The following is a 23,977-nucleotide window of genomic DNA, read 5'->3' on the forward strand; positions in this document are numbered from 1 at the left end:
CATGAGCACGCATTCGGTCGAAGACATCAAGCGCGCCAGCGTCGGCCTTCGCGGCAGCCTGCTCGAAAGCCTCGCCGACCCGTTGACGGGCGCGCTGCGGGAAGACGACCAGACCCTGATCAAGTACCACGGCAGCTACCAGCAGGACGACCGCGACATCCGCGAGGAACGTCGCGTCGCCAAGCTGGAACCGGCCTACAGCTTCATGATCCGCACCCGTACCCCGGGCGGCGTCGTCTCGCCCTCCCAGTGGCTCAAGCTCGACCACGTGGCCACCACCTTCGCCGAGCGCGGCCTGCGCATCACCACGCGCCAGGCCTTCCAGTTCCATGGCGTCATCAAGACCGAGCTGAAGGCGACGATGCAGGCGATCAACGCCGCCCTCATCGACACGCTTGCGGCATGCGGCGACGTCAACCGCAATGTCGCGGTGGCCGCCAATCCGCTGCAGTCCACCGCCCATGCCGAGGTGTACGCGCATGCCGCGGCGGTTTCCGAGCACCTGCTGCCCAATACCCGTGCCTATTACGAGATCTGGCTGGACGAGGAACAGGTCGCCGGCACGCCGCAGGTGGAGGAGCCGATCTACGGCGAGGCCTACCTGCCGCGCAAGTTCAAGATCGGGTTCGCGATCCCGCCCTTCAACGACGTCGACGTGTTCGCCCAGGACCTGGGCTTCATCGCCGTGATCGAGGATGGCCGCGTGGTCGGCTACAACGTCGCCGTTGGCGGCGGCATGGGTGCCACCCATGGCGACGACGAGACCTACCCGCGCCTGGCCAACGTGATTGGCTTCGTGCCGGCCGAGGGCCTCAAGGCGGTGTCGGTGGCGGTGGTGACCACCCAGCGCGACTGGGGCAACCGCGAAGTGCGCAAGCGCGCGCGACTGAAGTACACGATCGACGACCACGGACTGGAGGCTTTCAGGGACGAGGTTGAACGGCGTGCCGGGTTCGCTCTCGCCCCGGCCCGTCCGTTCGTTTTCGAACACAACAACGACCGCTTCGGCTGGATCGAGGGCGAGGACGGGCGCTGGCACCTCACCCTGGCCCTGCCGGCCGGGCGCATCGTCGACGACGAAACCGTGCGCCACCTCAGTGGACTGCGCGAGATCGCGCGCGTGCTGGAAGGCCACGACGAAGGCGCCGAGTTCCGGATGACCGCCAACCAGAACCTGGTGATCGCCGGAATCCCCGCCGGCCGTCGCCAGGCGATCGACGCCCTGGTGGCGGTCTACGCGCTCGATGCCCACCGCAGCGCCACCCCCTTGCAGCGCGACGCGATCGCCTGCGTGGCCCTGCCCACCTGCGGGCTGGCCATGGCCGAGGCCGAGCGCTACCTGCCGGCGCTGGTATCGCGCGTCGACGCACTCATGGCCCGGCACGGCCTGGCCGACACGGCGATCAACCTGCGCATCAGCGGTTGCCCGAACGGCTGCTCGCGCCCCTACCTGGGCGAAATCGCCCTGGTCGGCAAGGCGCCCGGCCGCTACAACCTCATGCTCGGCGCCGACCACCGCGGCCAGCGGCTCAACACGCTGCACCGCGAGAACATCGACGAGGCACAGATCCTCTCCGAGCTGGACGCGCTGCTCGCGCGCTACGCCGCGGAACGCGATCCCGACGAAGGGTTCGGCGACTTCCTGGTGCGCAGCGACGTGGTCGCGTATTCGCACCCCTCGCACTACGAGGTGACGACATGACACCGCCCCCCGACCCCATCACCGCCGCCGAATCCCCCAAGGCGCTGGCAGAACTCAATCGCTGGCTGGCCCGCCAGGATGCCGCCGGGCGGATCGCCTGGGCCCTGGAAAACACCGCCGGCAACCATGCGCTCTCTTCGAGTTTCGGCGCACAGGCCGCCGTGTCCCTGCACATGGTCACCCGGCAGGCGCCGGACCTGCCGGTCATCCTCGTCGACACCGGCTACCTGTTCCCGGAAACCCACGTGTTCATCGGCGAACTGCGCGAGCGCCTTCGCCTGAACCTCAAGGTGTTCCAGCCCGATCCCAGCGAAGCCTGGCCCGAGAGTCGGACGCGGCAACTCGAGCGACTCGGGGCAGAGGCGATCGGCCAGTACAACCGCGTCCACAAGGTCGAGCCCATGCAGCGCGCGTTGTCGGTACTGGGCGTGCGCACGTGGATCGCCGGACTGCGCCGCGACCAGTCGCGCAGCCGCGCCGGCATCGACTTCCTTGAACTGCGCGACGGTCGTTGGAAGCTGCATCCCCTGGCCGACTGGACCGACCGCGACATCTGGCAGTACCTCGACCGGCACGACCTGCCCTACCACCCGCTATGGCACGAGGGCTACGTCTCGATCGGCGACGTGCACACCACCCGTCGTCTCGAGGACGGCATGAACCCGGAAGAGACGCGATTCTTCGGACTCAAGCGCGAATGCGGCCTGCATTTCGACGACGAACCCGTCGCCGCGGAGGAAGCCGCCTGATCGCCGGCGCCCACGCACGCGTTCGTGCGCCCGCCGCCGTCCCACGCACGCCGGGCACGGACAACGACGCGGCGCTCACAGGGTGATCGGCTGGCTCAGTTCGATCCAGGTCGGCGGCACCGGCCAGTCCGCCTCGGCGTTGCCCTCCAGCACCCGGCGCAGGTCGTGGCGATCAAGTTGCGGGGCGATCGCGTGGATCAGTTCGAGCGCGTAGTCGCGGGACACCCGCGAGCGCGGCAGCACTGCCCAGGCCGTGCATTCGGGGATCGCGTCCGGCGCGGGCATGGCCACCAGGTCCTTGTCGCCCTGCGCGTCCAGGGCCATTTCCGCGAGCAGTCCCACGCCCATCCCGGCGCGGACGTAGGTCTTGATGAGGTCCGCGTCGCGGGCGGTCATCGCCAGTTGAGGCTCCACGCCCTCGCTGGCGAAGGCACGCCGCAGCGAGGACTCCGGGCGGATCGATGACTCGTAGCTGACGAGCGGGTAGCGCGAGAGTTCGGTCAGTGTCGGCGTGCGGCGCAGGCGCGCCAGCGGGTGCGACGCCGGCACCAGCACCATGCGCCGCCAGCGGAACAGGGGTACCGCCAGACCTGCGTCGGGCACCTGGCCTGCGGTGCTGAGGACGGCGAGGTCGGCGGCACCGTGGGCCAGTTGTTCCAGGACCTCGCCGTCCGCCACCGGCTCGAGGTGGACGCTGATGCGGGGGAATTCGCGCTTGACCGCGGCGATCGCGCTGGGCAGTACGTGCCGGGCCTGGGTGTGCGTGGTCGCCAGCACCAGCCGTCCGACGTGCTCGCCCCGCTCGTTGGCGGCATAGGCGCGGATGTTGGCGGCCTCTTCCAGGATCCGCCGCGCGTGGGTGAGTACCTTTTCGCCGCCCGGCGCGATCGACTCCAGGCTACGGCCGCGCCGCACGAACAGCTGGAAGCCCAGCTCCTCTTCCAGTTGCTTGAGTTGCTTGGACAGACCGGGCTGGGTCGCGTGCACGCGTTCGGCGGCCAGGGTGATGTTGAGGCCGGAGTCGGCGATGGCCACGAGGTAGCGGAGTTGGGTCAGGGTCATGGACGCGGTTCCGGTCTCCGGTCCGCGCAGGCGCGCGACAGGGCGGATGGAGGCATGCCGGTGGACTGCATGGACAGCCACGAAACTAGCCCAAGGCCCCCGACCCGTCCAGCGCGCGATGCCCCGCGCTTATGACCGCTCGGCATGGCGGTCGGGCGATTGCTCATTTCCGCATCCACGGGCGAGGGCCTAGCGTTGCAATCCCTGCTCCGGCCCGATGCCATGCCCGCCCCCCTGTTTCCCCTGTTCATCGACCTTCGCGACCGCCGCGTGCTCGTGGTCGGCGGCGGCGCCGTGGCCCGGCGCAAGATCGACGCCCTGCTCGCCTCGGGCGCGCGCGTCGTGGTCGGCGCGCCGGCGCTGGAGCCCAGCGTGGCGACGCTGGTGGCCGAGGGTCGGATCGAACACATCGCCGGGCGATTCGATCCGAACTGGCTCAACGATGCGTGGCTGGTCGTGGCCGCCACCGACAACCCGATCATCAACCGCGCGGTCTGCACCGCCGCCGAGGCGCGCCGGGTCTGGGCCAACGTGGTCGACGACGCGTCGCTGTCGAGCGTACAGGTGCCCTCGCGCGTCGAACGGGGCCCGCTGCAGGTCGCGATCTCGAGCGGCGGCGGCGCGCCGATGCTCGCGCGCCACCTGCGCGAGCGCCTTGAGCGGGAGCTGGACGAATCGCTGGGCGACCTGGCGGGCCTGCTCGACCGCGAGCGCGAACGCATCCGCCAACGCTTCCCGGAGATCGGCGCGCGTCGCCGCTTCTTCGATGCATTGCTGGCAGGACCGGTGCCCTCTCACTTGCGGCGGGGCGATCATGGTGCCGCCCAGGCGGCCTTCGACGCCGCGCTGGCCACGGATGCCTCCCCGGCGCGGGGCAGCGTGGCCCTGGTCGGCGCGGGCCCCGGCGACCCGGGCCTGCTGACCCTGCGGGGCCTGCGCGTGCTGAACGAGGCCGACGTCATCCTGCACGACCGCCTCGTCAGCGACGAAGTCCTCGCGCTGGCGCGTCGCGACGCCGACAGGATCGAGGTCGGCAAGCAGGTCGGCGGCGACCACGACGCCACCCAGGCCCGCATCCACGCCCTGCTCGTCGAGCATGCCCGCGCCGGCAAGCGCGTGGTGCGCCTCAAGGGCGGCGACCCCTTCGTCTTCGGCCGCGGCGGCGAGGAACTGGACGTGCTCCACGCCCACGGCATCGACTTCGAGGTGGTGCCCGGGATCACCGCCGCGGTGGCCTGCGCCGCCTATGCCGGCGTGCCGCTCACCCACCGCGAGCACGCCCAGTCGGTGCGTTTCGTCACCGCACTGGGCCGCGACGGCAGCGACCCGGTCGACTGGCCTGCGCTGGCCCGCGAGCGGCAGACGCTCGCCTTCTACATGGGCGTCTCCGGCCTGGCGCACCTGCGCGACCAGTTGATCGCGCATGGGCGTGCGCCCGGGACGCCCTTCGCACTGGTCGAGAACGGCACCCGCGCCGACCAGCGCGTGGTGACCGGGACACTGGACACCTTGCCGGAAGCCGCCGCGCGGCACGCCGTCAAGGCCCCCGCCCTGTTGATCCTGGGTGAAGTGGCCGCGTCGGCGGAGGCCCTACACTGGTTCGGGCCGCAACCCCTGCGGCTCGACAGTCCCGCCCGGCGGGAACCCACGATGGCCGAAGCCGCGTGATCCCTGCGTCTTACCGACCACGCGGCCGTACCGGCCGCGCACCCGACACGATCTGAACCCGGAGCACCCCATGGCCCTGTACGACAGCATCCTGGACACCATCGGCGGTACGCCGATCGTCAAGCTCCACCGCATCGCGCCCAGCCACGTGACGCTGTACGCGAAGGTGGAATCCTTCAACCCCGGCGGCTCGGTCAAGGACCGCCTGGCCCTGGCGATCATCCTGGATGCCGAGCAACGGGGCGTGCTCAAACCGGGCCAGACCGTGGTAGAGGCCACCAGCGGCAACACCGGCATCGCCCTGGCGATGGTCTGCGCCGCCCGCGGCTATCCCTTCGTCGCGGTGATGACGGAAACCTTCTCGATCGAGCGCCGCAAGCTGATGCGCGCCTATGGCGCCCGGGTGATCCTCACGCCCGCCGCCGAGCGCGGGACCGGCATGGTCCGCAAGGCAGCCGAACTGGCCCGCGAGCACGGCTGGTTCCTCGCCAGCCAGTTCGAGAACCCGGCCAACCCGGCCTACCATCGCAACACCACCGGACCGGAGATCCTGCGCGATTTCGCCGGCAAGCGCCTGGACTTCTTCGTCAGCGGCTGGGGCACCGGCGGCACCATCACCGGTGCCGGCGAGGTGCTCAAGACCGCCCGCCCGGACCTCAAGGTGATCGCCAGCGAACCCGCCGGCGCCGCGCTGTTGTCGGGCAAGGAATGGCAGCCGCACAAGATCCAGGGCTGGACGCCCGACTTCCTGCCCGAGGTCCTCAGCCGCGACATCGCCGACGAGATCCTGCCGATCGACGACGTGCTGGCCCGCGACACCTCGCGCCGCCTGGCCGCCGAGGAAGGCATCTTCGTGGGCATCTCCGCCGGCGCCACGGTAGCCGCCGCGCTGCAGGTCGCCGAGCAGGCCGCGGAAGGCGCGGTGCTGCTGGCGATGCTGCCCGACACCGGCGAGCGCTACCTGTCGACGTTCCTGTTCGAGGGCGTCGCGGAAGGCTCCGACGACGAGTGGCTGGCCACGCTCTAGGCCACGCAGCCCCACTCCGCGCGGGCTGACTTCGCGCCCGGGACCGCAGCGCGCGAAACGCCGCGTCCCGGGCGTTATCCTGTGGGCCGTCGAAACCGCCCCGCCGCGCATGCCCACGCCCCACGCCCCCACCGAATCACCACCGCGCGACGCCGCGCGCCTGGACTGGGCGCGCGCGGCCAGCGGCGTGCCAGGCCTCGGGCTCGAACGCGCCTCGTACGACGCGGGCCACCGCAGCTACTGGAGAACCACGGGGGCGACGCCGAGCATGGTCGTCATGGACGCGCCCCCGGCACTGGAGGACGTGCGCCCCTGGCTGGCGATGCATCGCCTCCTTGCCGGCGGCGGCGTGCGCGTGCCGCGCGTGCTGGCGCAGGACATCGAGGCGGGCTTCCTGCTGCTGGAGGACCTCGGCGGCCCGACCCTGGCCCAACTGATCGACGAAGGATCGGCCGACGCCCATTTCGACGCCGCCATCGCCCAACTGGTCCGCCTGCAGCGGATCGCCCCGCCGCGCGACATGCCGGTGTTCGGCGAGGCCCTCCTGCAGCGCGACGCCGGCCTGTTCGAGACCTGGTTCATCGGCGAGCACCTGGGCCTGGCCCTCGACTGCGCGGATGCCGAGCGCCTGCAACTGGTCCAGCGACGGCTGATGGACAACGCGCTCGCCCAGGCGCGCGTGCTCACCCATCGCGACTACATGCTGCGCAACCTGATGCCCGCCGACGACGGCCCGGCGGTGCTCGATTTCCAGGATTGCGTGGTGGGACCCGTCGCCTACGACGCGGTGAGCCTGTTCAAGGACGCCTTCGTGAGCTGGCCGTTGGCACGGGTCGACGACTGGCTGGCGCGCTACCACGCACGCGCCCGCGACGCCGGCCTGCCGGTGCCTGCGCTGGAGGCCTTCATGCGCGATGCCGACTGGCTGGGGGTGCAGCGGCACCTCAAGATCCTCGGCATCTTCGCCCGCCTCCACCATCGCGACGGCAAGCCGAAGTACCTGGCCGATGCGTTCCGCTTCCTGGCCTACCTGGACGAGGTGTTGCCGCGCCATCCGGCGCTGCACCCCTTGCGGGACCTGCTCGACGCGCGCGTGCGTCCGGCCTTCGAACGACGCCTGGCGGAGGTGCGATGAAGGCGCTGATCTTCGCCGCCGGCTTCGGCGAACGCATGCGGCCACTCACCGAGCGCACCCCCAAGCCCCTGCTGCCCGTCGGCGGCAAACCGCTGATCGAGTGGCACCTGGAGAAACTGGCGGCGCTGGGGGTACGCGAGGTCGTGGTCAACACCAGCTGGCTGGCCGACCGCTTCCCGCAGGCACTCGGCGACGGGCGGCGCTGGGGCCTGTCGCTGCACTTCCTGTACGAAGGCGACACGCCGCTGGAAACCGGCGGTGGCATGTTCAATGCGCTGCCGCTGCTGGGCGACGCGCCCTTCCTGCTGGTCAATGGCGATGTCTGGACCGATTACGACTTCAACAGGCTGCCGCGCGAACCCGACGGCATGGCGCATCTTGTCCTGGTCGATCCACCGGCGCAGGCCGCGCGGGGCGACTTTGTCCTGACGACCGAAGGGCGGGTCCGAGCAGAAGGCACTCCACTGCTGACCTATGCGGGGCTTGGGGTATACCGGCCCGGGATACTGCAGGGATGGGAGGCGATCATCGGCGGACACGACTCACCCGGCGGCAAGCCGCGCTTCCGCCTGGCGCCGGTGCTGGCGGCGAGGATGACCGAAGGCCTGGTCGGCGGCGAGCACTACCGCGGGCAATGGACCGACGTCGGCACGCCGCAACGCCTGGCCGAGCTCGATGCGCGCCTGGCCGCCGACGGTGCCTGAACGCCCTCGCCACCCGGTCTTCGCGCTCGCCGTGCGACGCTTCCGGTCCCCGGCGCGTATCCATGCCAATGGACCAGGCCGTCACCCGACTCGTGGATGAACCCGAACTGCTGCGAAAGGCCCGCTGGGGCGACCGCCAGGCCTTCGCCGAGCTGTATGCGCGGCACGCGGCGGCAGCGCATGCGCTGGCCCTGCGGCTGACCGGCGACCCCGCCGCGGCCGAGGATCTGACCCATGACGCCTTCATGAAGATGCTGCGCTTCATCGGCGGCCTGCGCAGCGACCGGCCTGTGAGGCCCTGGCTGAAGAAGGTCGTGGCCAATGCCGCGATCGACCGCGTGCGTCGCGAGCACGCCCACCTGTACGCGGACGAGGACGTGGCCACGGTCGCCGACGGCGCCGAAGGCAGCGCCGCGCGCCAGGTCGATGCCGGCGCGCTGTTGCAACGTCTCGACCCCGTGGCCCGTACCCTGGTATGGCTGCACGAGGTCGAGGGCTGGTCCCACGCCGAACTGGCCGAGCGCTTCGACCGCAGCCCGAGCTGGTCCAAATCCCAGATTTCCCGCGCCCTGTCACGCCTGCGCGAAAGCCTCGAATCCGACAACGACGCCCCGAACGCGACCGAACCCCATGCACGCACCCGAGCCTGACCACGAACGCCTGCGCCGATACCTGCAGGCCTTGCCCGAACCGCTGCCGCCGGCCTCGCTGGAGCACCGCCTGCGCGCGTCGCAGACGCGCCGCAGCCGCGTCCTGCGGACCGGGGCGTCGGCCCTGGCCCTGGGCCTGGTCGTGGTCTTGGCGCTGCCGGGACACCGTGGACCGCAGGTCGAGAGCCCTCCGGGTGCCGGCGGTGCCGCCATCGTCGCCGTCGCGCCCGGTGCCTTCCCCGATTCCGGGGATGCGGCGCACATGAAGCTCCGGGCCATCGACCGCGCCCTGCAGACGGCCTACGGGCGCGGCGCCAGCGACGCCGAACTTGCCCCCTTGTGGGAGGCACGCTTGCAGCTGGTGCGCGACCTCGTTCCTTCCAACACTGTGGACAGCGGGACCTCGTCATGAACTTCCGGCATCTCCAACGCCACCTTGCCGTCGCGATCCTCGCCCTGAGCGCGGGTGCCGCGACGCTTCCCGCGTTCGCCAGCGGCACCCCTTCGACGGTGAGCCTGCCGATGGTGCTCGCTGGCGCGCAGTCGAGTGCGCTGGACGCGGTCATCGACGTGCGCCGGCCGGAGACGCGGGGCGTCGCGGTCCTCGCCATCACCCCGGGCGGCAACGCCGATCGCATGGGCATGCGGGTCGGCGATCGCCTGCTGTCGGTCAATGGCCGGTCGCTGACCGACACGCTGGAGCCGAACACGACCCTGCAGGCCGCGCTCGCGCAGGGCGGCGCGATCAGCGCCACGGTCTCGCGCGATGGTCAGGTGCTGGAACTGTCCGACAGCGCCCCCGTGGGACGGAGCGCGCCCCCGCCGAGTGGCTGTGGGTACGTCAGCAATCGCGGGACGTTGCCGCATGTGACGGATCGTCTGTATCCGGTCGAGATCATCAGCATCGACGGCAGCGGCCTTCCGATCGACGCCAACCGCCACCGGCTCCCGGCCGGCATGCACGCGATCACGGTCGCCGAACGGATCGAGTCGATCCGCTTCAACCCGGTGGAGCTGCGCATGCGCGAACAACTGCTCCGCCGCGAAGGCGCGCGCGCAGCCAAGACCCTGGTGGTCGAGGTCAAGCCCGGCACGCGCCACCTGCTGGGCGCGCGATTCCTCGACGAGGGCCTGGATGGCGACCGCATCCGCCGGAACGCCTACTGGGAACCGGTCGTGTGGAAGGACGTCGCCGACGACTGCCGTTGATCGCCCCGGGCGCGCGTCGCGCGCTGAGGGGGCTCAGTTCGCGTCGGCGTCGGGGCGCGTCGCCGCAAGGCCCAATGCCTGCCGCAGGAACGGTACCGTCACCCGGCGCTGCGCGGCCAGGGATTCGCGATCGAGGGTGTCGAGCAGCGCCGTCAGGCCGGCCAGGTCGCGGCCGCTGCGGCGCAGCAACCAGTCCAGCGCGGCATCGTCGACCACCAGGCCCCGGCGCTGGGCGCGCTGGGCGAGTACCTGGCGGCGTCCGGCATCGTCGAGCGGCAGCAGGTTGACGCGTACGCACTGCGAGAGCCGTGAACGCAGGTCGGGCAGGCCCGGGGCCAGCTCGGCAGGATTGCCACGCGCGGCATAGAGCAGGCAGGTACCGGCGGCGCGCGCACGGTTGTGGGCATCGAACATCGCCACTTCGTCCTCGCGATGCCCGGCAATGGCCTCGAGGCCGTCGAGCGCCACCAGGTCGTTGCCCTCCAGCGCCTGCAAGGCGTCATCCAGGCGCCCGGCGGCCGCGGCCAGCGGCAGGTAGGCCACGCGGTGGCCGGCGGTCTCGGCGGCCGCACAGGTGGCCAGCAGCAGGTGGGTCTTGCCGACCCCGGCCGGCCCGGCGAGGTATAGCCATGCACCCGCGCCACCATCGGCGAGCGCCTGCAGCTGGGCGAGCGCACCCGCCGGGGCGCCGACATAGGTCTCGAATCGCTGGTCCGGCGGGTAGCGCAGCGCCAAGGGCAGCTGCGGCACGCTCACCTCGGGTCGCGCCCCGCGTCCGCGTCCGCGAGGGCCGCGGCGGGCGTGGTCCCGGTATCGACCACCTCGACGTGATCGCCCGCGTACAGGCGGCTGTGCGTGTAGCGCTCCTGGGCGAAGCGCAGCAGCACGTTGGCCACCGCCGCCACCGGCAGGGCGATCAGCATGCCGAGGAACCCGAACAGCTGCCCGCCGGCCATGATCGCGAAGATCACCGCGGCCGGGTGCAGGCCGATCCGGTCACCGACGATGCGCGGGGTCAGCACGTAACCTTCCAGCATCTGCCCGACCACGAACACGCCGCCGACCATCAGGACCAGGGTCAGGTCGCCGCCGGGCTGGATGAAGGCCGCGATCAGCCCAAGGACGACGCCCGTCGCCGTCCCCAGGTAGGGCACGAAACTGATGAGGCCGGCAACGATGCCAATCAGCAGGCCCACCTTCAGGCCGACCACCGACAACCCGATCGCATAGATCGCACCCAGCGCGAGCATCACCAGGATCTGCCCGCGCAGGAAGGCCGACAGCACGTCGTTGGACTCGATCGCCAGGCGGCGGACGGTGGGCAGGTGGTCGCGCGGCACGAGCAGGCCAACGCGCTCGACCAGCTTGTCCCAGTCGCGCAGGAAGTAGAACGTGAGGATGGGAAGCAGCACCGCGTTGGCGACCATCGTCACCAGCGCGAAACCCGAACGCGAGACATAGCCGAAGAACGTCGCCGCCACCCCGCCGGCCTGTTGCCAGTGCTCGCGCACCAGTTCGATCAGGCGCTGCGGGTCGAGCCACCCGCGCAACTCCAGTCCCGTGCGCTGCTCCACCCAGGGCAGGCCGGTGCCCAGCAGCCAGTCGCGGAGCTTGGGCATCATCTCGACGACGGTCACCACCTGCCGCTCGATCATCGGCACCAGGATCACCAGGGCGAGGGTGATCAGCAGCGCCATCAGCGTGAACACCAGTCCGACGGCCACGTTGCGCGAGCGCCCCGAGCGTTCGAGTCGGTCGACCAGGGGGTCGCCCAGCCAGCCCAGCAGGGCCGCCAGCACGAAGGGCGTGAGGATGGGGGCCAGCGCCCACACCAGCCAGAGCGCGGCCAGCGCGACCGCCCCCCACTGCAGCCGCTTGAGGAATCGCGCGATGTCGTCCATGGCGTCGGTCTCCTGCATCAGCGCACCCGGTAGACGCTGGGGGCCGATACCGGCGGCTCGTCCAGGGTCCCGTCGTCGGGCAACACGGGGCCCGGCTCGGGCAGGGGTTCGGGCAGGCCGTCCGGGATCGCCAGGCTTTCCACCGCCACGAGGACGTCGTCGCCCTCGGCCATGCGCTTGAGCCCGGCCAGGCCGGTCAGCAGTTCCAGCTCCAGCACCACGCTCTCCGCCGTGGCCTTCAACGGCTTGATGCCGCGGACGACCGCCAGGCCCTGCAGGTAGCCCGACAGGCGGATGTAGTCGTCGGCGCTGTCCAGGCCTTCGAAGGTCACCGCGTAGCTGCCGGCCGGACCGACCGCGCTGCGCTTGGCGTAGCGCTTGGTGAGCGCGTCCGCGGCGCCGTCGGCGCCGGTGGCCATGACCTGGCGCGCATCGGCGCCGCTTTCCGACCAGCGGGCGAGCACGCGTCCGCGATCGACGAAGATCCAGTCCGCGGTCCAGCCGCCACCATCGCGGTACAGCTTGCCCACCAGCTGCATCGGCGGGTTGTAGCGCTGCGAAGCGCGCGCCACGGCCGCCGTGTCACCACGCCAGATCGCGCCGACCACGGCCTGCTCGGCGGCGTTGCCGGCGGGCAGGCCCAGGCGATAGCCGCGCTGGATGGCACGATCGAGGACGGTGCGGGCGACGGCCGACTTCGACAGGCCGACCAGGCGGGGGCCGCTGCCGTCGTCGATGGCCAGCCACAGGACCGGCTTGGGCCGAGGCTGCGGCCAGACCGGAATGCCGAGGGTGGCCGCGAGCGCGTCGACCGCGCTGTCCTGGTATTGCACCACGAGCATCGTGCGGTAGGTGGGGGCGCCGCTGGACGTGAGCGTCTCGTCCTGGCGGTAGTCGTAGTGGACCACGTAGTCCTCGGCGCGGCGCAACTCGCGGCCCACGCCCGGCGCCGACGCCGCCTGGCGATCGCCGGAGAGCTTGCCCAGCACCTGGGCCAGGCCACGGGCGAAGGCGGCCTTGCGCTCGCCCTCGGCCTGCCCGCGCACCGCGACCTCCGCCGTGTAGATGTCCTCGGCCCGGGCGCGGTCGCCCTCGACGCGCTGGGCCTGGGCGACGGGCGCCAGGCAGGCCAGCAGCATCGCCGCGGTAATGGACAGGAAGGCCGTACGGATTGCGCCACTCATGCAGGATTCGCCGCCTGGTTTGCTCCGGAAACACCGAAATGGTGCCGCAGCGGGCCCGGTACGTCCATCTAAAACGGAATCGCCCGCCCCCCGGCCGCCCTCGCGCCCACCGCTGCCGGGTTGGATCGCCCGCCCCGCCGCGCGATCGCCGGCCGGGCGCCCGGCGGGGGGCCGGATCGGAAGGGCCGCGGATCAAGCCGCCATCGCTGCTAAAATGCCCCATTCCCCGCCGTCGAAGCACTGCCCGTGACCAGCCCACAAACCCCGCTGACCTACCGTGACGCCGGCGTCGACATCGACGCGGGCAATGAACTCGTCGAACGCATCAAGCCCCTGGTCAAGCGCAGCTTCCGCCCCGAGGTGATGGGCGGACTGGGTGGTTTCGGCGCCCTGTTCGACCTGTCGGCGAAGTACAAGGAGCCGGTCCTGGTCTCGGGCACCGACGGCGTCGGCACCAAGCTCAAGCTTGCCCAGCAACTCGGCCGCCACGACAGCATCGGCATCGACCTGGTCGCGATGTGCGTGAACGACGTGCTCGTGCAGGGCGCCGAGCCGCTGTTCTTCCTCGACTACTTCGCCACCGGCAAGCTCGACATCGACACCGCCGCCGCGGTCGTCGGCGGCATCGCGCGGGGTTGCGAGGCATCGGGCTGCGCGCTGATCGGCGGCGAGACCGCGGAAATGCCGGACATGTATGCGCCGGGCGAGTACGACCTGGCCGGCTTCTGCGTCGCGGGCGTGGAGAAGTCCCGGCTGCTCGACGGCGGCCGCAGCCGCGACGGCGACCTGCTGATCGGCATCGCCTCCAGCGGTCCCCACTCGAACGGCTATTCGCTGATCCGCCGCATCTATGACCGCGCCGGCCAGCCGGGCGCGCACGTGCTCGCCGACGGCACCGCCCTCGCCGATGCGCTGATGGCGCCGACCCGGCTGTACGTCAAGCCGGTGCTGGAGCTGCTGGCCGCCCACGACATCCACGCCATGTCGCACATCACCGGCGGCGGCCTCACCGAAAACATCATCCGGGTGATCCCGGAGGGGCTGGGCCTGGACATCGACGCTTCCAGCTGGCCGCAGCCCCCGGTCTTCGAATGGCTGCAGCGCGAAGGCGCCGTGGCCGACGAGGAAATGTGGCGCACCTTCAACTGCGGCATCGGCTTCGTCCTCGTCGTCGACCCCGCCGACGCGCCCGCCATCGAGTCCGACCTGGAACGGATGGCGCTGCCGAACTGGCGCATCGGCCGGGTCGTGGCCGCCGCGGACGACGCCCGCGTCAAGATCGGCTGAACGGATGCGCCGCATCGCGGTACTGGCCTCCGGCCGTGGCAGCAACCTGCAGGTGCTCGTCGACGCGATCGCCGACGGCCGCCTGGGCGGTGAGCTGGTCGGCGTCTTCTCCGACCGTGCCAGGGCCGGCGCACTGCAGCGCGCGCGCGACGCCGGGATACCGGCGTTCTCGCTGCGGCCACGCGACTTCGATTCGCGACGGGGCTTCGACGAAGCGCTGTTCAGCCTCGTCGACAACGTTCAGCCCGACCTCATCGTCTGTGCCGGATATATGCGACTGTTGGATTCCAACGTCGTCGAGGCACGTCCCGGTCGCATGATCAACATCCACCCGTCGCTGCTCCCCGATTTCAAGGGCCTGCACACCCACCAGCAAGCCCTGGACGCGGGCGTACCTGTCCACGGTGCCAGCGTGCACGTCGTCACCACCGAACTCGACGGCGGCCCGGTCATCGCCCAGGCCCGCGTGCCGGTCGAGCCGGGCGACGATGCCGGGCGCCTCGCGGCGCGCGTGCTGGAACGTGAACACCCGTTGCTGCTGGCGACGGTGGATGCCCTGCTGCGCGGTCGCATCACCCTGGATGGCCCCCGCCCCTGCGTCGACGGAACGCCCCTGCACGCGCCCTTGCAGCTGGATGTCGACAATGCGCTGCATGTCCCGACTGCCTGACAAGGTGCCCATGATCCGAACCACCCTATCCTTCCTGCTCGTGCTGGGAGCGCTCGGCATGCCCGACGCAGCCGCACAGGACCCGAGCGTCGGCGAGGGCCTCCCCGAAGCCTCCTCGACACTCGAGACGGAAGCGTCACCCGCGCTCGCGCCCTTCGAGGCGCGCTACGAAGTGCTCGCCGGCGGCAAGGCGCTGGGCGAAGCCACGCTGCAGCTGACGCCACTTTCGCCGCACCGCTGGCGCGTCGACCTCGACATGGGCGGCCGGGGCCTGTTCCGGCTGGCCGGCATCAACGCCGAGCAGAGCACCGTCTTCGAGGACACGGCCTCGGGCTTCTTGCCATTGAGCCAGGGCACGGTCCGCAAGACCCTGTTCAGCCGCAAGCAGACCACGGGCACCTACGATTGGGCTCGACGAAGCGCAACGTGGACCGGCGACATCAAGGAGAGTCGCGAGCGCCCGGTTGCGCTCGAGCCCGGCGACATGAGCGGCTTGCTGATCAACCTGGCGGTGATCCGCGACGCCCGGCCCGGCGCGACGCTGCGCTACCGCTACGTCGACAACGGGCGCGCCAAGCCCCACGTCTACCGCGTCTCGGAAGAGATGGAGGGCGTGAAGGTCGGCGAGCTGAGCTACAACGCGATGCGCGTCACCCGCTCGCCCGACCCCGGCGATGCGCAGGACGACGAAGAGACGGTGATCTGGGTCGCCCACGGCGTCCCGACCCCGGTCCGCATGCTCCAGCGCGAGGGCGGCGAAGACAAGTACGACTTGCGTTTGGTGGATTACACAGGAGTGCAGTAGATGAAGCTTGCATCGAAGATCCAGAACACCCTGTCGAAGGCGCCCGTGCTGGTGCTCGGCGCCGCGTTGGCGCTGGCCGTGCTGCCGGCGCGGGCCATCGAGCCCTTCACCGCCGACTACAAGGCCAGCTACATGGGCATGGAGGCCAATGGCCAGATGACGCTCGCGAGCGAGGGCGAGGGCCGCTGGCGCTACAGCCTGAACGTGCGCAATGCCCTGGCCGACCTCAGCCAGGTCACCGTGTTCGAAGTGAAAGGCGACCAGTGGCGCCCCCTGAGCAGCAACGACACCAACAAAGTGCTGGTCAAGCGCAGCCAGAAGACCGCGACCTATGACTGGGCCGCGGGCGAGGCGCGCTGGAGCGGCGACGTGAAGCCCGACCGCGCCGGGCCGATCGCGCTCAAGGCCGGCGACCTCGATGCACTGCTGATCAACCTCGCGCTCGTCCGCGACGTCGCCGCCGGCAAGCCCCTGGAGTACCGCATGGTGGACGACGGCCGGATCAAGCAGCTCGACTACCGCAACGCCGGCACCGAGACGATCACCGTGGACGGCCAGAGCCACCAAGCCACCAAGGTCGTGGGCAACGATGGCCGCCGCGAGACCACGGCCTGGATCGTGGAGGGCATGCAGGTGCCGGCGCGCATCGTCCAGAAGGACAAGGACGGCGACGCGCTTGAATTGACGATGCAGGCTATCCGCTAGCCCCAGGAGCCCTCCCATGAAGACACGAATTTCCCGCCTCTGGCTGGCCGGTGGCCTGTGCCTGGCCTCCCTGTCGGCCCAAGCGCTCGAGCCGGCCTCCGCGCAATACCAGGTCAGTTACAACGGAATGAACGCCTCCGGGAGCATGGCGCTGCGCCCCGCCTCCGGCACGCAGCGCTGGACCTACACCCTCAAGCTCGGAAACCGCGTGGCCTCCATCGACCAGGCCACGGTGTTCGACGCCAGTGGCGCGCGCTACCTGCCACTCGCGAGCAGCCGGCACCTGAGCTATCCGCTCGGTCGGCGCGCCATCACCACCCATTTCAACTGGCGCGAAGGCCGCGTCAGCTGGACGGGCGACGTGAAATCCGCCAAGCGGGGGCCGGTGGCACTGCAACGCGGCGACATGGATCCCTTGCTGCTCAACCTGAGCCTGGCATCCGATGCGGCGACTGGCCGGTCGCTCAATTACCGCGTGGCCGAGAACGGGCGCGTGCGCCCGATGGCCTATACCCGCCTCAAGAACCAGGACGTCACCGTGGACGGCAAGCGCTACAGCGCGATCCGCCTGTTCCACGCCGATGGCGCGAAGAAAACCGTCGTGTGGGTGGTGCCGGGTGTCCCGCTGCCCGTGCGCATCCTCCAGCACGAGCCGGAGGGCGACACCATCGACCTGCGCATGCAGTCCTGGCGCAAGGCCTGATCGCGCACGTCCCCCGCCCCTGCATCCGGGGGGCGGGGGCGGTCAGTCGATCCGGCGGATCACCGCGCCGAGGCCGGAGAGCTTCTCCTCGATGTTCTCGTAACCCCGGTCCAGGTGGTAGATGCGGTCGATCGTCGTCTCGCCGTCGGCGACCAGGCCGGCCAGGATCAGCGAGGCCGAGGCACGCAGGTCGGTCGCCATCACCGGCGCGCCGCTGAGCCGCTCCACCCCCCGCACCACCGCCGTGTGTCCGTCCACGCGGATGTCCGCGCCCAGGCGCAGCAGTTCGTTGACGTGCATGAAGCGGTTTTCGAAGATCGTTTCGTTGATCACGCCCACCCCGTCGGCGATGCAGTTGAGCGCCATGAACTGCGCCTGCATGTCGGTCGGGAACGCGGGGTGCGGCGCGGTGGTGATGTTGACCGCCTTCGGCCGGCGCCCGCCCATGTCCAGCGTGATCGACTCACCGTCGACCTCGATCGCCGCGCCCGCCTGCTTGAGCTTGTCGAGCACGGCATCCATGGTGTCAGGCCGCGCCCGGCGCACCACCACGCGGCCACCGGTCATCGCCGCGGCCACCAGGAAGGTGCCGGTCTCGATGCGGTCGGGCACCACCGAGTGCCGCCCCCCGTGCAGCGAAGGCACGCCCTCCACCACGATCCGGTTGCTCCCGGCGCCCTGGATCCGCGCGCCCATCGCCTGCAGGCACTCGGCCAGGTCGACGATCTCCGGCTCCATCGCCGCGTTCTCCAGCACCGTGGTGCCCTCGGCGAGCGTGGCCGCCATCAGCACGTTCTCGGTGGCGCCGACGCTGACCATGTCGAAGACGAAGCGCGCGCCCTTCAGGCGCTCGGCGCGGGCCTTGATGAAGCCGTTCTCGACGCTGATCTCCGCGCCCAGCGCCTGCAGGCCCTTGATGTGCAGGTCCACCGGTCGCGAGCCGATCGCGCAGCCGCCGGGCAACGACACTTCGGCGTGGCCGTAACGCGCCAGCAGCGGGCCGAGCACCAGCACTGAGGCCCGCATGGTCTTGACCAGTTCGTAGGACGCGACCTGGCTGTGGACGGTGGTCGGGTCGACGGTGATCCCGTAGTGCTCGTCGATGGTGATCCCCGCGCCGAGCTCGCCAAGCAGCTTCACCGTGGTGACCACGTCGTGCAGGTGCGGCACGTTGCTGATCTCCACCGGTCCGTCGGCCAGCAGGGTGGCGCACAGGATGGGCAGGACGGCGTTCTTGGCGCCGGAGATCTGGACTTCGCCAGTGAGCGGACGGCCGCCCTGGACAACGATTTTCTGCATCGGGGTTCCGGTTGGGGGAAGCGCCGCCTCAGGCGGCTTCTTCGGGAGTCAGGGTCTTCAGCGCGAGGGCGTGGATCTCGCCGCCCATGCGGTCGCCGAGGGTGGCATAGACGAGGCGGTGCCGGGCCAGCGGCAGCTTGCCGCGGAAGGCCTCGGCCACGACGGTCGCCTCGAAGTGCACGCCGTCGTCGCCGCGCACGTCGGCACGCGCGCCGGGCAGGCCCTGCTCGATCAAAGACTGGATGGTGCTGGGATCCACTGGAATTCCTTGGCTGGGCCCACCGCGGGCGCCGGCAGCGCGCGCGTGGCGAAGCAATCGCCGGGTGGGCATTGGGGTGTAAGGCAGGCAATTCGATGGCGAAGCGCCTAGAATCGTCGGATTAGCGTAGCCCAAACCCCTTCGGCCATAAATGGCAATCTCCTGAATGGCAGCCCATCCCGCTTCCCCGCCCGGTGCCCGAACCGCCTCCGCCTCCGCGCTCGCCGCCTCCGGGCGCCGCGTCTTCGAGATCGAGGGCCAGGCCCTGGCCGCGGTCGGTGGGCGCGTCGGCGCCGAGTTCGCCCGGGCCTGCCAGCTGATGCTCGATGCCCCCGGCCGCGTGGTCTGCACCGGCATGGGCAAGTCCGGGCACGTGGCCCGCAAGATCGCCGCGACGCTGGCCTCGACCGGGACCCCGGCCTTCTTCATGCATCCGGGCGAAGCCGGCCATGGCGACCTGGGCATGGTGACCGACGCCGACGTGGTGCTGGCGCTGTCGAACTCGGGCGAAAGCGACGAAGTGCTGATGCTCCTGCCCGTGCTCAAGCGCCAGGGCAATCCGGTCGTGGCGATGACCGGCCGCCCCGGCTCCACGCTGGCACGCGAGTCCGACGTCCACCTGGACGTGACCGTGCCCGCCGAGGCCTGCCCGCTCGACCTGGCGCCGACGTCCAGCACCACCGCCGCGCTGGCCATGGGCGATGCGCTGGCGGTGGCCCTGCTCGAGGCGCGCGGGTTCACCGCCGACGACTTCGCCCGCTCCCACCCGGCCGGCTCGCTGGGCCGCCGCCTGCTGCTGCACATCACCGACGTGATGCATGCCGGCGACCAGGTGCCGCGGATCGGCCCTGACGCGACCGTCAGCGAGGCGCTGGTGGAAATGAGCAGCAAGCGCCTGGGGATGACGGCGATCGTCGACGGCGACGGGCACCTGCTGGGTCTGTACACCGACGGCGACCTGCGCCGCAGCCTCGACGATGCCGCGGTCGACCTGCGCAGCACGACGATCGGCCAGGTGATGACCCGCTCGCCCAAGACCATCGGCGCGGACGCCCTGGCGGTGGAGGCCGCGCAGCTGATGGAGACCCACAAGATCAGCGGCCTGCTCGTCGTCGACGCGGACGGCATCGTCGTCGGCGCGCTGAACATTCACGACCTGTTGCGCGCGCGGGTGGTTTAAGTGCGGTGATGGGTGATTCGTGATGGGTGATTGGAAGGACTCTTCCACCAGCCTGACGATGAATCACCAATCACCAATCACCAATCACCAATCACGAGTCACCAACAACCCAATGCCCTATTCGCACCTCAACGACTATCCCGCCGACATCCGCCAGCGCGCCTCGCGCGTCCGGCTGGCCTGTTTCGACGTGGACGGCACCCTGACCGACGGACGCCTGCTGTTCGACAGCGAGGGGCGCGAGATCAAGGCCTTCCACGTCCACGACGGCATGGGACTGGTGATGCTGCGCAAGGCCGGCCTGGCCGTCGCCTTCGTCACCGCGCGCGCCAGCACCATCGCTGAGCGCCGCGCGGCCGAACTCGGGCTGGAGGCCTACACGAAGGTGGCTGACAAGCTGGCCTGCGTGGAGGGCATCGCCGGGCGCCTGGGCATCGGCCTGGACGAGGTCGCCTTCATGGGCGACGACCTGCCCGACCTCAAGGTGATGCCGCACGTGGGGTTTTCCGCCGCCCCGGCCAACGCCCACCCATGGACCCGCGAGCGCGTCCATTGGCGCACGCGAGCCTGCGGCGGCGAAGGCGCGGTGCGTGAGTTCTGCGACCTGCTGCTGGCCGCCCAGGGTCACGCCGAGGCCCTGCTGGCCGACATCGCCGGGGGCGGCGCGGCCGCCGACGGGACGCGCGCATGAACTGGCGCACACTCGCCACCCTGGCCCTGCTCGGCGGCGCGCTGCTCACCGGCTGGATGCTGTGGAGCCAACGCCATCCGGCCGCCGCGCCCACCACCGGCGACAGCCCGCCGGACTACATCCTCAACGATTTCGAACTGATCGCCCTGGACGCCGAAGGCCGCGAATCCTTCACCCTGCGCGCACCGCGGCTCGAGCGCGACCCCGACAGCCGGACGATGGACATCACCACGCCGCTGTTCGTCATCCCGGCCCGGGAGGGCAGCCAGGCGGGTGCCTGGGAGGTGAGGTCGCGGACCGGCTGGGTCAGCGCCGAGGGCGACGAGATCCGCCTGCGGGGCGAGGTCCTGGCCGACAGCCGTGACGCCAGCGGCAGGCCCACCCGTATCGCCACTGAACAGCTGGATGTGTTTCCTGAAGCCAAGCGGGCCCAATCCCCGGTTAAAGTTGAGGTTACGCGTCCAGGCCTCACAATGAACGGGCATCACCTGGTGGCCGACCTCGAAGGCAACCGGATCACCCTGAAGGACACCCGATCCCGATATGAAAACACCGCTCGCTAGCCCCGCCGCGCCACTCCTGGTGGCCCTGCTGCTGGTCGCCGTGCCGGCCAGCGTGCTGGCGCGCTCGTCCGACCGCAACAAGCCGATGGACATCGCGGCCAACACCACCAACTACGTCACCGACGAGAGCGAGCCGTCCGTGCTCAGCGGCGACGTGGTCATCACCCAGGGCACGCTGGACATCCGCTCCAGCAAGGCCGAGGTCACCTCTCGCGACAGCGAACCCACCCGCGTCGTCCTGACCGGCAGCCCGGCACGGCTCAAGCAGGAGATGGACGACGGCAGCCCCTTCAGCGCCGACGCCAGCCGCATCGACTACGACCTGACCAGCGACATCGTGACCCTGACGGGCAACGTCGTGGTCAAGCAGCGCGGCAACACGATGAACGGACCGCGCGTGGTCTACGACATGAAGACCGGGCGCGTGCAGGCCTCGGGCTCGGAGTCCGGTGGCGGCCGCGTGCGCATGCGCCTGGTGCCGAAGACCGCGCCCGCGTCGCCGGCACGCGACGGGGCGGAGGGCGGCTGATGCTCGTCGCCAAGGGCCTGCGCAAGGCCTACCGTTCGCGCGAGGTCGTCAAGGATTTCGGCCTGACCCTCGATGCCGGGGAGGTCGTGGGCCTGCTCGGGCCCAACGGCGCCGGCAAGACGACCTGCTTCTACATGATCGTCGGCCTCGTTCCCGCCGACGCCGGGCAGATCGTGCTCGATGGCAAGGACATCACCGCCGAGCCGATGTACGCCCGCGCGAAGTTCGGCGTCGGCTACCTGCCGCAGGAACCCTCGGTGTTCCGCAAGCTCAACGTGGCCGACAACATCCGCCTCGTGCTGGAGCTGCGCCCCGACCTGGACAAGGCCGGTCGCGAGCGCGAACTGGCCAGTCTGATGGACGAACTGCAGGTCACCCATGTCGCCGACCAGCTCGGCGCCAGCCTGTCGGGCGGCGAACGCCGCCGGGTCGAGATCGCCCGTGCACTGGCGGCCCGCCCCCGCCTGATGCTGCTGGATGAACCCTTCGCGGGCGTCGACCCGATCTCGGTCGGCGAGATCCAGCGGATCGTGAGTCACCTCAAGAATCGTGGCATCGGCGTGCTCATTACCGACCACAACGTGCGCGAGACCTTGGGAATCTGCGACCGCGCGTATATCCTCAATGAAGGCGGCGTGCTCGCGCAGGGGGCTCCGGACGCGCTGCTGGCCAATCCGGATGTGCGCCGCGTGTACCTCGGGGATACATTCCGTCTTTGACGCTGGATGGCCGGAACCGCCCCGGATCCCGAGCCATGCGCTTCGGGTTCCGGGCGGCCCGGCTGCCACGCCGGAAGGGCCGTTCCGCCGCTTCCGACTGGCCATGCATCGCGATAGGACATGAAACCGCGCCTCCAAGCTTCCCTGGGACAGAACCTGGTCATGACGCCGCAACTGCGTCAGGCCATCCGGCTGTTGCAGCTCTCGGCGACCGAACTGGAGCTGGAGCTGGTGGAGGCGGTGGAGAGCAATCCACTGCTCGACTGGACCGAGAGCAGCATCAGTGCCAGCCAGGAGTCGCCCGGCGAGGGCAATGGCAATTCCCCCGGCGAAGCGCTGTCCGACGGTCCCGAGGACTGGGGGCCCACCGATGGCGAGCCCTGGTACGAGCGCATCGGTCCCGCCGACAGCAACCTGGCCGACACCATGGCCGAGCAGGTCGTCGACGACGATACCCTCCACGACCACCTGCTCTGGCAGCTTCACCTCAGTCCCCTGTCCCCGCGCGATCGCAGCATCGGCGCGACGCTGATCGAAGCGATCGAGGAAGACGGCTACCTGCGCGAGCCGCTGTCGGCGATCATCGACTCGCTGGGCCCGGCCATCCAGGCCAGCGAGGACGAGGTCGTCGCGGTCCTGCACACCATCCAGCGCTTCGACCCGGTCGGCGTCGGCGCGCGCGACCTGGGCGAATGCCTGCGCCTGCAACTGCAACCCCTGTCGGACGAGACGCCGGGCAAGGCGCTCGCCCACACCCTGGCCAACGGGCCGCTGCAGAAGCTCGCCAAGGTCGGCGTGAAGGGCCTGGCCAGCGAGATGAAGCTCGACCCGGACGAGGTGGAACTGGCCGTGCAGTTGTTGCGCACGCTCGACCCCCGCCCGGGCTCGCAGATCGGTGCGACCGACCACGACACCTATGTCGCGCCCGATGTGGTCATCTGGCGCCAGCATGGCCTGTGGCGGGTCAGCCTGGCCGACAGCATGCGCCCGCGCATCACCATCCACCGCGGCTACGAGGGCATGATCCGCGGCGCCAACGCGTCCGACGCCAGCTACCTGCGCGGCCACCTGCAGGAAGCGCGCTGGCTGCTCAAGAGCCTGGAGGCGCGCGGCGAGACCCTGCTCAAGGTCGCCCAGTGCCTGATCAAGCAACAGGCCGGCTTCCTGGAATTCGGCGACAGCGCGCTGCGCCCGTTGACCCTGCGCGAGGTCGCCGCCGAGATCGGCATGCACGAATCGACCGTCTCGCGCGCGATATCGCGCAAGTACGCCCGGACGCCGCGCGGCACGGTGCCGCTTCGGGCGTTCTTCGCCTCGGGCGTGAGCAACGACAGCGGGGGCGAGTCGTCGAGCACCGCGATCCAGGCCATGATCCGCCAGCTGATCGACGCCGAGGACCCGCGCAAACCCCTGTCCGACGCCCGCCTGGCCGCCTCGCTCAAGTCCACCGGGGTCCCGGTGGCCCGGCGCACGGTCGCCAAGTACCGCGAGGCAATGAACATTCCCTCCTCGCAGGATCGCGTCAGGATCGGCTGATCAGGGGCCTCTTGGTCACCGGATGCCCGCATGAACGGGC

Annotated in this window: 26 protein-coding genes; 20 read left to right on the top strand and 6 right to left on the bottom strand. The window is 70.5% G+C overall.

Annotated features, from left to right (window positions below; genetic code table 11):
- Position 1 precedes the first annotated feature (1 nt).
- Entirely contained in the window at positions 2 to 1,702 is a 1,701-nt protein-coding gene (cysI, locus tag FKV25_RS04930; RefSeq protein WP_141517688.1) for an assimilatory sulfite reductase (NADPH) hemoprotein subunit, read from the top strand.
- Positions 1,699 to 2,451 carry a phosphoadenylyl-sulfate reductase gene (locus tag FKV25_RS04935; RefSeq protein ID WP_141517689.1) on the top strand — a complete coding sequence of 251 codons (753 nt, stop codon included), beginning with the start codon at positions 1,699 to 1,701 and terminating at the stop codon, positions 2,449 to 2,451. The genes cysI and FKV25_RS04935 overlap by 4 nt, the downstream gene beginning before the upstream one ends.
- A 75-nt stretch (positions 2,452 to 2,526) precedes the next feature.
- Here FKV25_RS04935 and FKV25_RS04940 read toward each other — a convergent pair whose 3' ends face one another.
- Positions 2,527 to 3,513 carry a LysR family transcriptional regulator gene (locus FKV25_RS04940; RefSeq protein WP_141517690.1) on the bottom strand — a complete coding sequence of 329 codons (987 nt, stop codon included), beginning with the start codon at positions 3,511 to 3,513 and terminating at the stop codon, positions 2,527 to 2,529.
- 222 nt (positions 3,514 to 3,735) lie between these two features.
- On the opposite strand from FKV25_RS04940, the gene cysG reads away from it, so the two are divergent.
- The 7 genes from cysG (at position 3,736) to FKV25_RS04975 (ending at position 9,906) form a co-directional block, all read left to right on the top strand.
- Positions 3,736 to 5,181, top strand: a complete 1,446-nt coding sequence (gene cysG, locus FKV25_RS04945) for a siroheme synthase CysG (RefSeq protein WP_141517691.1) — start codon at positions 3,736 to 3,738, stop codon at positions 5,179 to 5,181.
- Between the two features lie 70 nt (positions 5,182 to 5,251).
- On the top strand, positions 5,252 to 6,208 hold the full coding sequence (gene cysK, locus FKV25_RS04950; RefSeq protein WP_141517692.1) for a cysteine synthase A: 957 nt from the start codon (positions 5,252 to 5,254) through the stop codon (positions 6,206 to 6,208).
- Between the two features lie 109 nt (positions 6,209 to 6,317).
- The gene (locus tag FKV25_RS04955) at positions 6,318 to 7,343 is read left to right on the top strand and encodes an aminoglycoside phosphotransferase family protein (protein WP_141517693.1); all 1,026 of its coding nucleotides are present in this window, start codon (positions 6,318 to 6,320) and stop codon (positions 7,341 to 7,343) included.
- Positions 7,340 to 8,047 carry an N-acetylmuramate alpha-1-phosphate uridylyltransferase MurU gene (murU, locus tag FKV25_RS04960; protein ID WP_141517694.1) on the top strand — a complete coding sequence of 236 codons (708 nt, stop codon included), beginning with the start codon at positions 7,340 to 7,342 and terminating at the stop codon, positions 8,045 to 8,047. Before FKV25_RS04955 ends, murU begins: the two co-directional genes overlap by 4 nt.
- 68 nt (positions 8,048 to 8,115) lie before the next feature.
- The gene (locus tag FKV25_RS04965; RefSeq protein ID WP_170218542.1) at positions 8,116 to 8,697 is read left to right on the top strand and encodes an RNA polymerase sigma factor; all 582 of its coding nucleotides are present in this window, start codon (positions 8,116 to 8,118) and stop codon (positions 8,695 to 8,697) included.
- Positions 8,678 to 9,109 carry a hypothetical protein gene (locus FKV25_RS04970; RefSeq protein ID WP_141517696.1) on the top strand — a complete coding sequence of 144 codons (432 nt, stop codon included), beginning with the start codon at positions 8,678 to 8,680 and terminating at the stop codon, positions 9,107 to 9,109. The genes FKV25_RS04965 and FKV25_RS04970 overlap by 20 nt, the downstream gene beginning before the upstream one ends.
- Positions 9,106 to 9,906, top strand: coding sequence for a PDZ domain-containing protein (locus tag FKV25_RS04975; RefSeq protein WP_141517697.1), 801 nt, complete (start codon positions 9,106 to 9,108; stop codon positions 9,904 to 9,906). The genes FKV25_RS04970 and FKV25_RS04975 overlap by 4 nt, the downstream gene beginning before the upstream one ends.
- A gap of 33 nt (positions 9,907 to 9,939) precedes the next feature.
- On the opposite strand, the gene hda is transcribed toward FKV25_RS04975, so the two are convergent.
- From hda to FKV25_RS04990, 3 genes are read right to left on the bottom strand one after another with little or no spacing between them, the layout of a single operon-like run.
- Positions 9,940 to 10,662 carry a DnaA regulatory inactivator Hda gene (gene hda, locus FKV25_RS04980; protein WP_141517698.1) on the bottom strand — a complete coding sequence of 241 codons (723 nt, stop codon included), beginning with the start codon at positions 10,660 to 10,662 and terminating at the stop codon, positions 9,940 to 9,942.
- Positions 10,659 to 11,807, bottom strand: a complete 1,149-nt coding sequence (locus tag FKV25_RS04985) for an AI-2E family transporter (RefSeq protein ID WP_141517699.1) — start codon at positions 11,805 to 11,807, stop codon at positions 10,659 to 10,661. Before FKV25_RS04985 ends, hda begins: the two co-directional genes overlap by 4 nt.
- Before the next feature lie 17 nt (positions 11,808 to 11,824).
- On the bottom strand, positions 11,825 to 12,991 hold the full coding sequence (locus tag FKV25_RS04990; RefSeq protein ID WP_141517700.1) for a DUF2066 domain-containing protein: 1,167 nt from the start codon (positions 12,989 to 12,991) through the stop codon (positions 11,825 to 11,827).
- Between the two features lie 267 nt (positions 12,992 to 13,258).
- Between FKV25_RS04990 and purM the strand changes: the two genes are divergently transcribed.
- From purM to FKV25_RS05015, 5 genes are read left to right on the top strand one after another with little or no spacing between them, the layout of a single operon-like run.
- On the top strand, positions 13,259 to 14,278 hold the full coding sequence (gene purM / locus FKV25_RS04995) for a phosphoribosylformylglycinamidine cyclo-ligase (protein WP_170218546.1): 1,020 nt from the start codon (positions 13,259 to 13,261) through the stop codon (positions 14,276 to 14,278).
- Positions 14,279 to 14,282: 4 nt separating this feature from the next.
- Positions 14,283 to 14,948: a phosphoribosylglycinamide formyltransferase gene (gene purN, locus FKV25_RS05000; RefSeq protein WP_141517702.1), complete on the top strand. Its 666-nt coding sequence runs from the start codon at positions 14,283 to 14,285 to the stop codon at positions 14,946 to 14,948.
- A gap of 10 nt (positions 14,949 to 14,958) precedes the next feature.
- A complete protein-coding gene (locus tag FKV25_RS05005) occupies positions 14,959 to 15,753 on the top strand; it encodes a DUF3108 domain-containing protein (protein ID WP_246071925.1) in 795 nt (264 codons plus the stop codon).
- The gene (locus FKV25_RS05010; RefSeq protein ID WP_141517703.1) at positions 15,754 to 16,458 is read left to right on the top strand and encodes a DUF3108 domain-containing protein; all 705 of its coding nucleotides are present in this window, start codon (positions 15,754 to 15,756) and stop codon (positions 16,456 to 16,458) included.
- 16 nt (positions 16,459 to 16,474) lie between these two features.
- Entirely contained in the window at positions 16,475 to 17,161 is a 687-nt protein-coding gene (locus FKV25_RS05015) for a DUF3108 domain-containing protein (protein ID WP_141517704.1), read from the top strand.
- A gap of 42 nt (positions 17,162 to 17,203) precedes the next feature.
- Here FKV25_RS05015 and murA read toward each other — a convergent pair whose 3' ends face one another.
- Complete coding sequence (gene murA / locus FKV25_RS05020; RefSeq protein ID WP_141517705.1) at positions 17,204 to 18,460, bottom strand: UDP-N-acetylglucosamine 1-carboxyvinyltransferase; 1,257 nt, start codon at positions 18,458 to 18,460, stop codon at positions 17,204 to 17,206.
- Positions 18,461 to 18,488: 28 nt separating this feature from the next.
- Entirely contained in the window at positions 18,489 to 18,719 is a 231-nt protein-coding gene (locus tag FKV25_RS05025) for a BolA family protein (RefSeq protein WP_141517706.1), read from the bottom strand.
- Between the two features lie 166 nt (positions 18,720 to 18,885).
- On the opposite strand from FKV25_RS05025, the gene FKV25_RS05030 reads away from it, so the two are divergent.
- The 6 genes from FKV25_RS05030 (at position 18,886) to FKV25_RS05055 (ending at position 23,937) form a co-directional block, all read left to right on the top strand.
- Positions 18,886 to 19,899 (top strand): KpsF/GutQ family sugar-phosphate isomerase, encoded by a 1,014-nt coding sequence (locus tag FKV25_RS05030; RefSeq protein WP_141517707.1) that lies wholly within the window; start codon positions 18,886 to 18,888, stop codon positions 19,897 to 19,899.
- A 112-nt stretch (positions 19,900 to 20,011) separates the two neighbouring features.
- The gene (locus FKV25_RS05035) at positions 20,012 to 20,590 is read left to right on the top strand and encodes a KdsC family phosphatase (RefSeq protein WP_141517708.1); all 579 of its coding nucleotides are present in this window, start codon (positions 20,012 to 20,014) and stop codon (positions 20,588 to 20,590) included.
- Positions 20,587 to 21,153 (top strand): LPS export ABC transporter periplasmic protein LptC, encoded by a 567-nt coding sequence (lptC, locus tag FKV25_RS05040; RefSeq protein ID WP_141517709.1) that lies wholly within the window; start codon positions 20,587 to 20,589, stop codon positions 21,151 to 21,153. Before FKV25_RS05035 ends, lptC begins: the two co-directional genes overlap by 4 nt.
- Positions 21,134 to 21,682: a lipopolysaccharide transport periplasmic protein LptA gene (lptA, locus tag FKV25_RS05045; RefSeq protein ID WP_141517710.1), complete on the top strand. Its 549-nt coding sequence runs from the start codon at positions 21,134 to 21,136 to the stop codon at positions 21,680 to 21,682. Before lptC ends, lptA begins: the two co-directional genes overlap by 20 nt.
- Positions 21,682 to 22,401, top strand: coding sequence for an LPS export ABC transporter ATP-binding protein (gene lptB, locus FKV25_RS05050; RefSeq protein WP_141517711.1), 720 nt, complete (start codon positions 21,682 to 21,684; stop codon positions 22,399 to 22,401). Before lptA ends, lptB begins: the two co-directional genes overlap by 1 nt.
- Positions 22,402 to 22,521: 120 nt before the next feature.
- Entirely contained in the window at positions 22,522 to 23,937 is a 1,416-nt protein-coding gene (locus FKV25_RS05055) for an RNA polymerase factor sigma-54 (protein ID WP_141517712.1), read from the top strand.
- The last annotated feature ends 40 nt before the right edge of the window (positions 23,938 to 23,977 follow it).

The organism is Marilutibacter aestuarii, assembly GCF_006546775.1.
In the GTDB taxonomy this organism is placed as follows: domain Bacteria; phylum Pseudomonadota; class Gammaproteobacteria; order Xanthomonadales; family Xanthomonadaceae; genus Marilutibacter; species Marilutibacter aestuarii.

What these genes read in the sequence shown, in the direction of transcription:
- cysI (WP_141517688.1), top strand. Translation starts at nt 2, where the DNA reads ATGAGCACGCATTCGGTCGAAGACATCAAGCGCGCCAGCGTCGGCCTT.
- FKV25_RS04935 (WP_141517689.1), top strand. Translation starts at nt 1,699, where the DNA reads ATGACACCGCCCCCCGACCCCATCACCGCCGCCGAATCCCCCAAGGCG.
- FKV25_RS04940 (WP_141517690.1), bottom strand. Translation starts at nt 3,513, where the DNA reads ATGACCCTGACCCAACTCCGCTACCTCGTGGCCATCGCCGACTCCGGC.
- cysG (WP_141517691.1), top strand. Translation starts at nt 3,736, where the DNA reads ATGCCCGCCCCCCTGTTTCCCCTGTTCATCGACCTTCGCGACCGCCGC.
- cysK (WP_141517692.1), top strand. Translation starts at nt 5,252, where the DNA reads ATGGCCCTGTACGACAGCATCCTGGACACCATCGGCGGTACGCCGATC.
- FKV25_RS04955 (WP_141517693.1), top strand. Translation starts at nt 6,318, where the DNA reads ATGCCCACGCCCCACGCCCCCACCGAATCACCACCGCGCGACGCCGCG.
- murU (WP_141517694.1), top strand. Translation starts at nt 7,340, where the DNA reads ATGAAGGCGCTGATCTTCGCCGCCGGCTTCGGCGAACGCATGCGGCCA.
- FKV25_RS04965 (WP_170218542.1), top strand. Translation starts at nt 8,116, where the DNA reads ATGGACCAGGCCGTCACCCGACTCGTGGATGAACCCGAACTGCTGCGA.
- FKV25_RS04970 (WP_141517696.1), top strand. Translation starts at nt 8,678, where the DNA reads ATGCACGCACCCGAGCCTGACCACGAACGCCTGCGCCGATACCTGCAG.
- FKV25_RS04975 (WP_141517697.1), top strand. Translation starts at nt 9,106, where the DNA reads ATGAACTTCCGGCATCTCCAACGCCACCTTGCCGTCGCGATCCTCGCC.
- FKV25_RS04985 (WP_141517699.1), bottom strand. Translation starts at nt 11,807, where the DNA reads ATGGACGACATCGCGCGATTCCTCAAGCGGCTGCAGTGGGGGGCGGTC.
- FKV25_RS04990 (WP_141517700.1), bottom strand. Translation starts at nt 12,991, where the DNA reads ATGAGTGGCGCAATCCGTACGGCCTTCCTGTCCATTACCGCGGCGATG.
- purN (WP_141517702.1), top strand. Translation starts at nt 14,283, where the DNA reads ATGCGCCGCATCGCGGTACTGGCCTCCGGCCGTGGCAGCAACCTGCAG.
- FKV25_RS05005 (WP_246071925.1), top strand. Translation starts at nt 14,959, where the DNA reads ATGATCCGAACCACCCTATCCTTCCTGCTCGTGCTGGGAGCGCTCGGC.
- FKV25_RS05010 (WP_141517703.1), top strand. Translation starts at nt 15,754, where the DNA reads ATGAAGCTTGCATCGAAGATCCAGAACACCCTGTCGAAGGCGCCCGTG.
- FKV25_RS05015 (WP_141517704.1), top strand. Translation starts at nt 16,475, where the DNA reads ATGAAGACACGAATTTCCCGCCTCTGGCTGGCCGGTGGCCTGTGCCTG.
- murA (WP_141517705.1), bottom strand. Translation starts at nt 18,460, where the DNA reads ATGCAGAAAATCGTTGTCCAGGGCGGCCGTCCGCTCACTGGCGAAGTC.
- FKV25_RS05030 (WP_141517707.1), top strand. Translation starts at nt 18,886, where the DNA reads ATGGCAGCCCATCCCGCTTCCCCGCCCGGTGCCCGAACCGCCTCCGCC.
- FKV25_RS05035 (WP_141517708.1), top strand. Translation starts at nt 20,012, where the DNA reads ATGCCCTATTCGCACCTCAACGACTATCCCGCCGACATCCGCCAGCGC.
- lptC (WP_141517709.1), top strand. Translation starts at nt 20,587, where the DNA reads ATGAACTGGCGCACACTCGCCACCCTGGCCCTGCTCGGCGGCGCGCTG.
- lptA (WP_141517710.1), top strand. Translation starts at nt 21,134, where the DNA reads ATGAAAACACCGCTCGCTAGCCCCGCCGCGCCACTCCTGGTGGCCCTG.
- lptB (WP_141517711.1), top strand. Translation starts at nt 21,682, where the DNA reads ATGCTCGTCGCCAAGGGCCTGCGCAAGGCCTACCGTTCGCGCGAGGTC.
- FKV25_RS05055 (WP_141517712.1), top strand. Translation starts at nt 22,522, where the DNA reads ATGAAACCGCGCCTCCAAGCTTCCCTGGGACAGAACCTGGTCATGACG.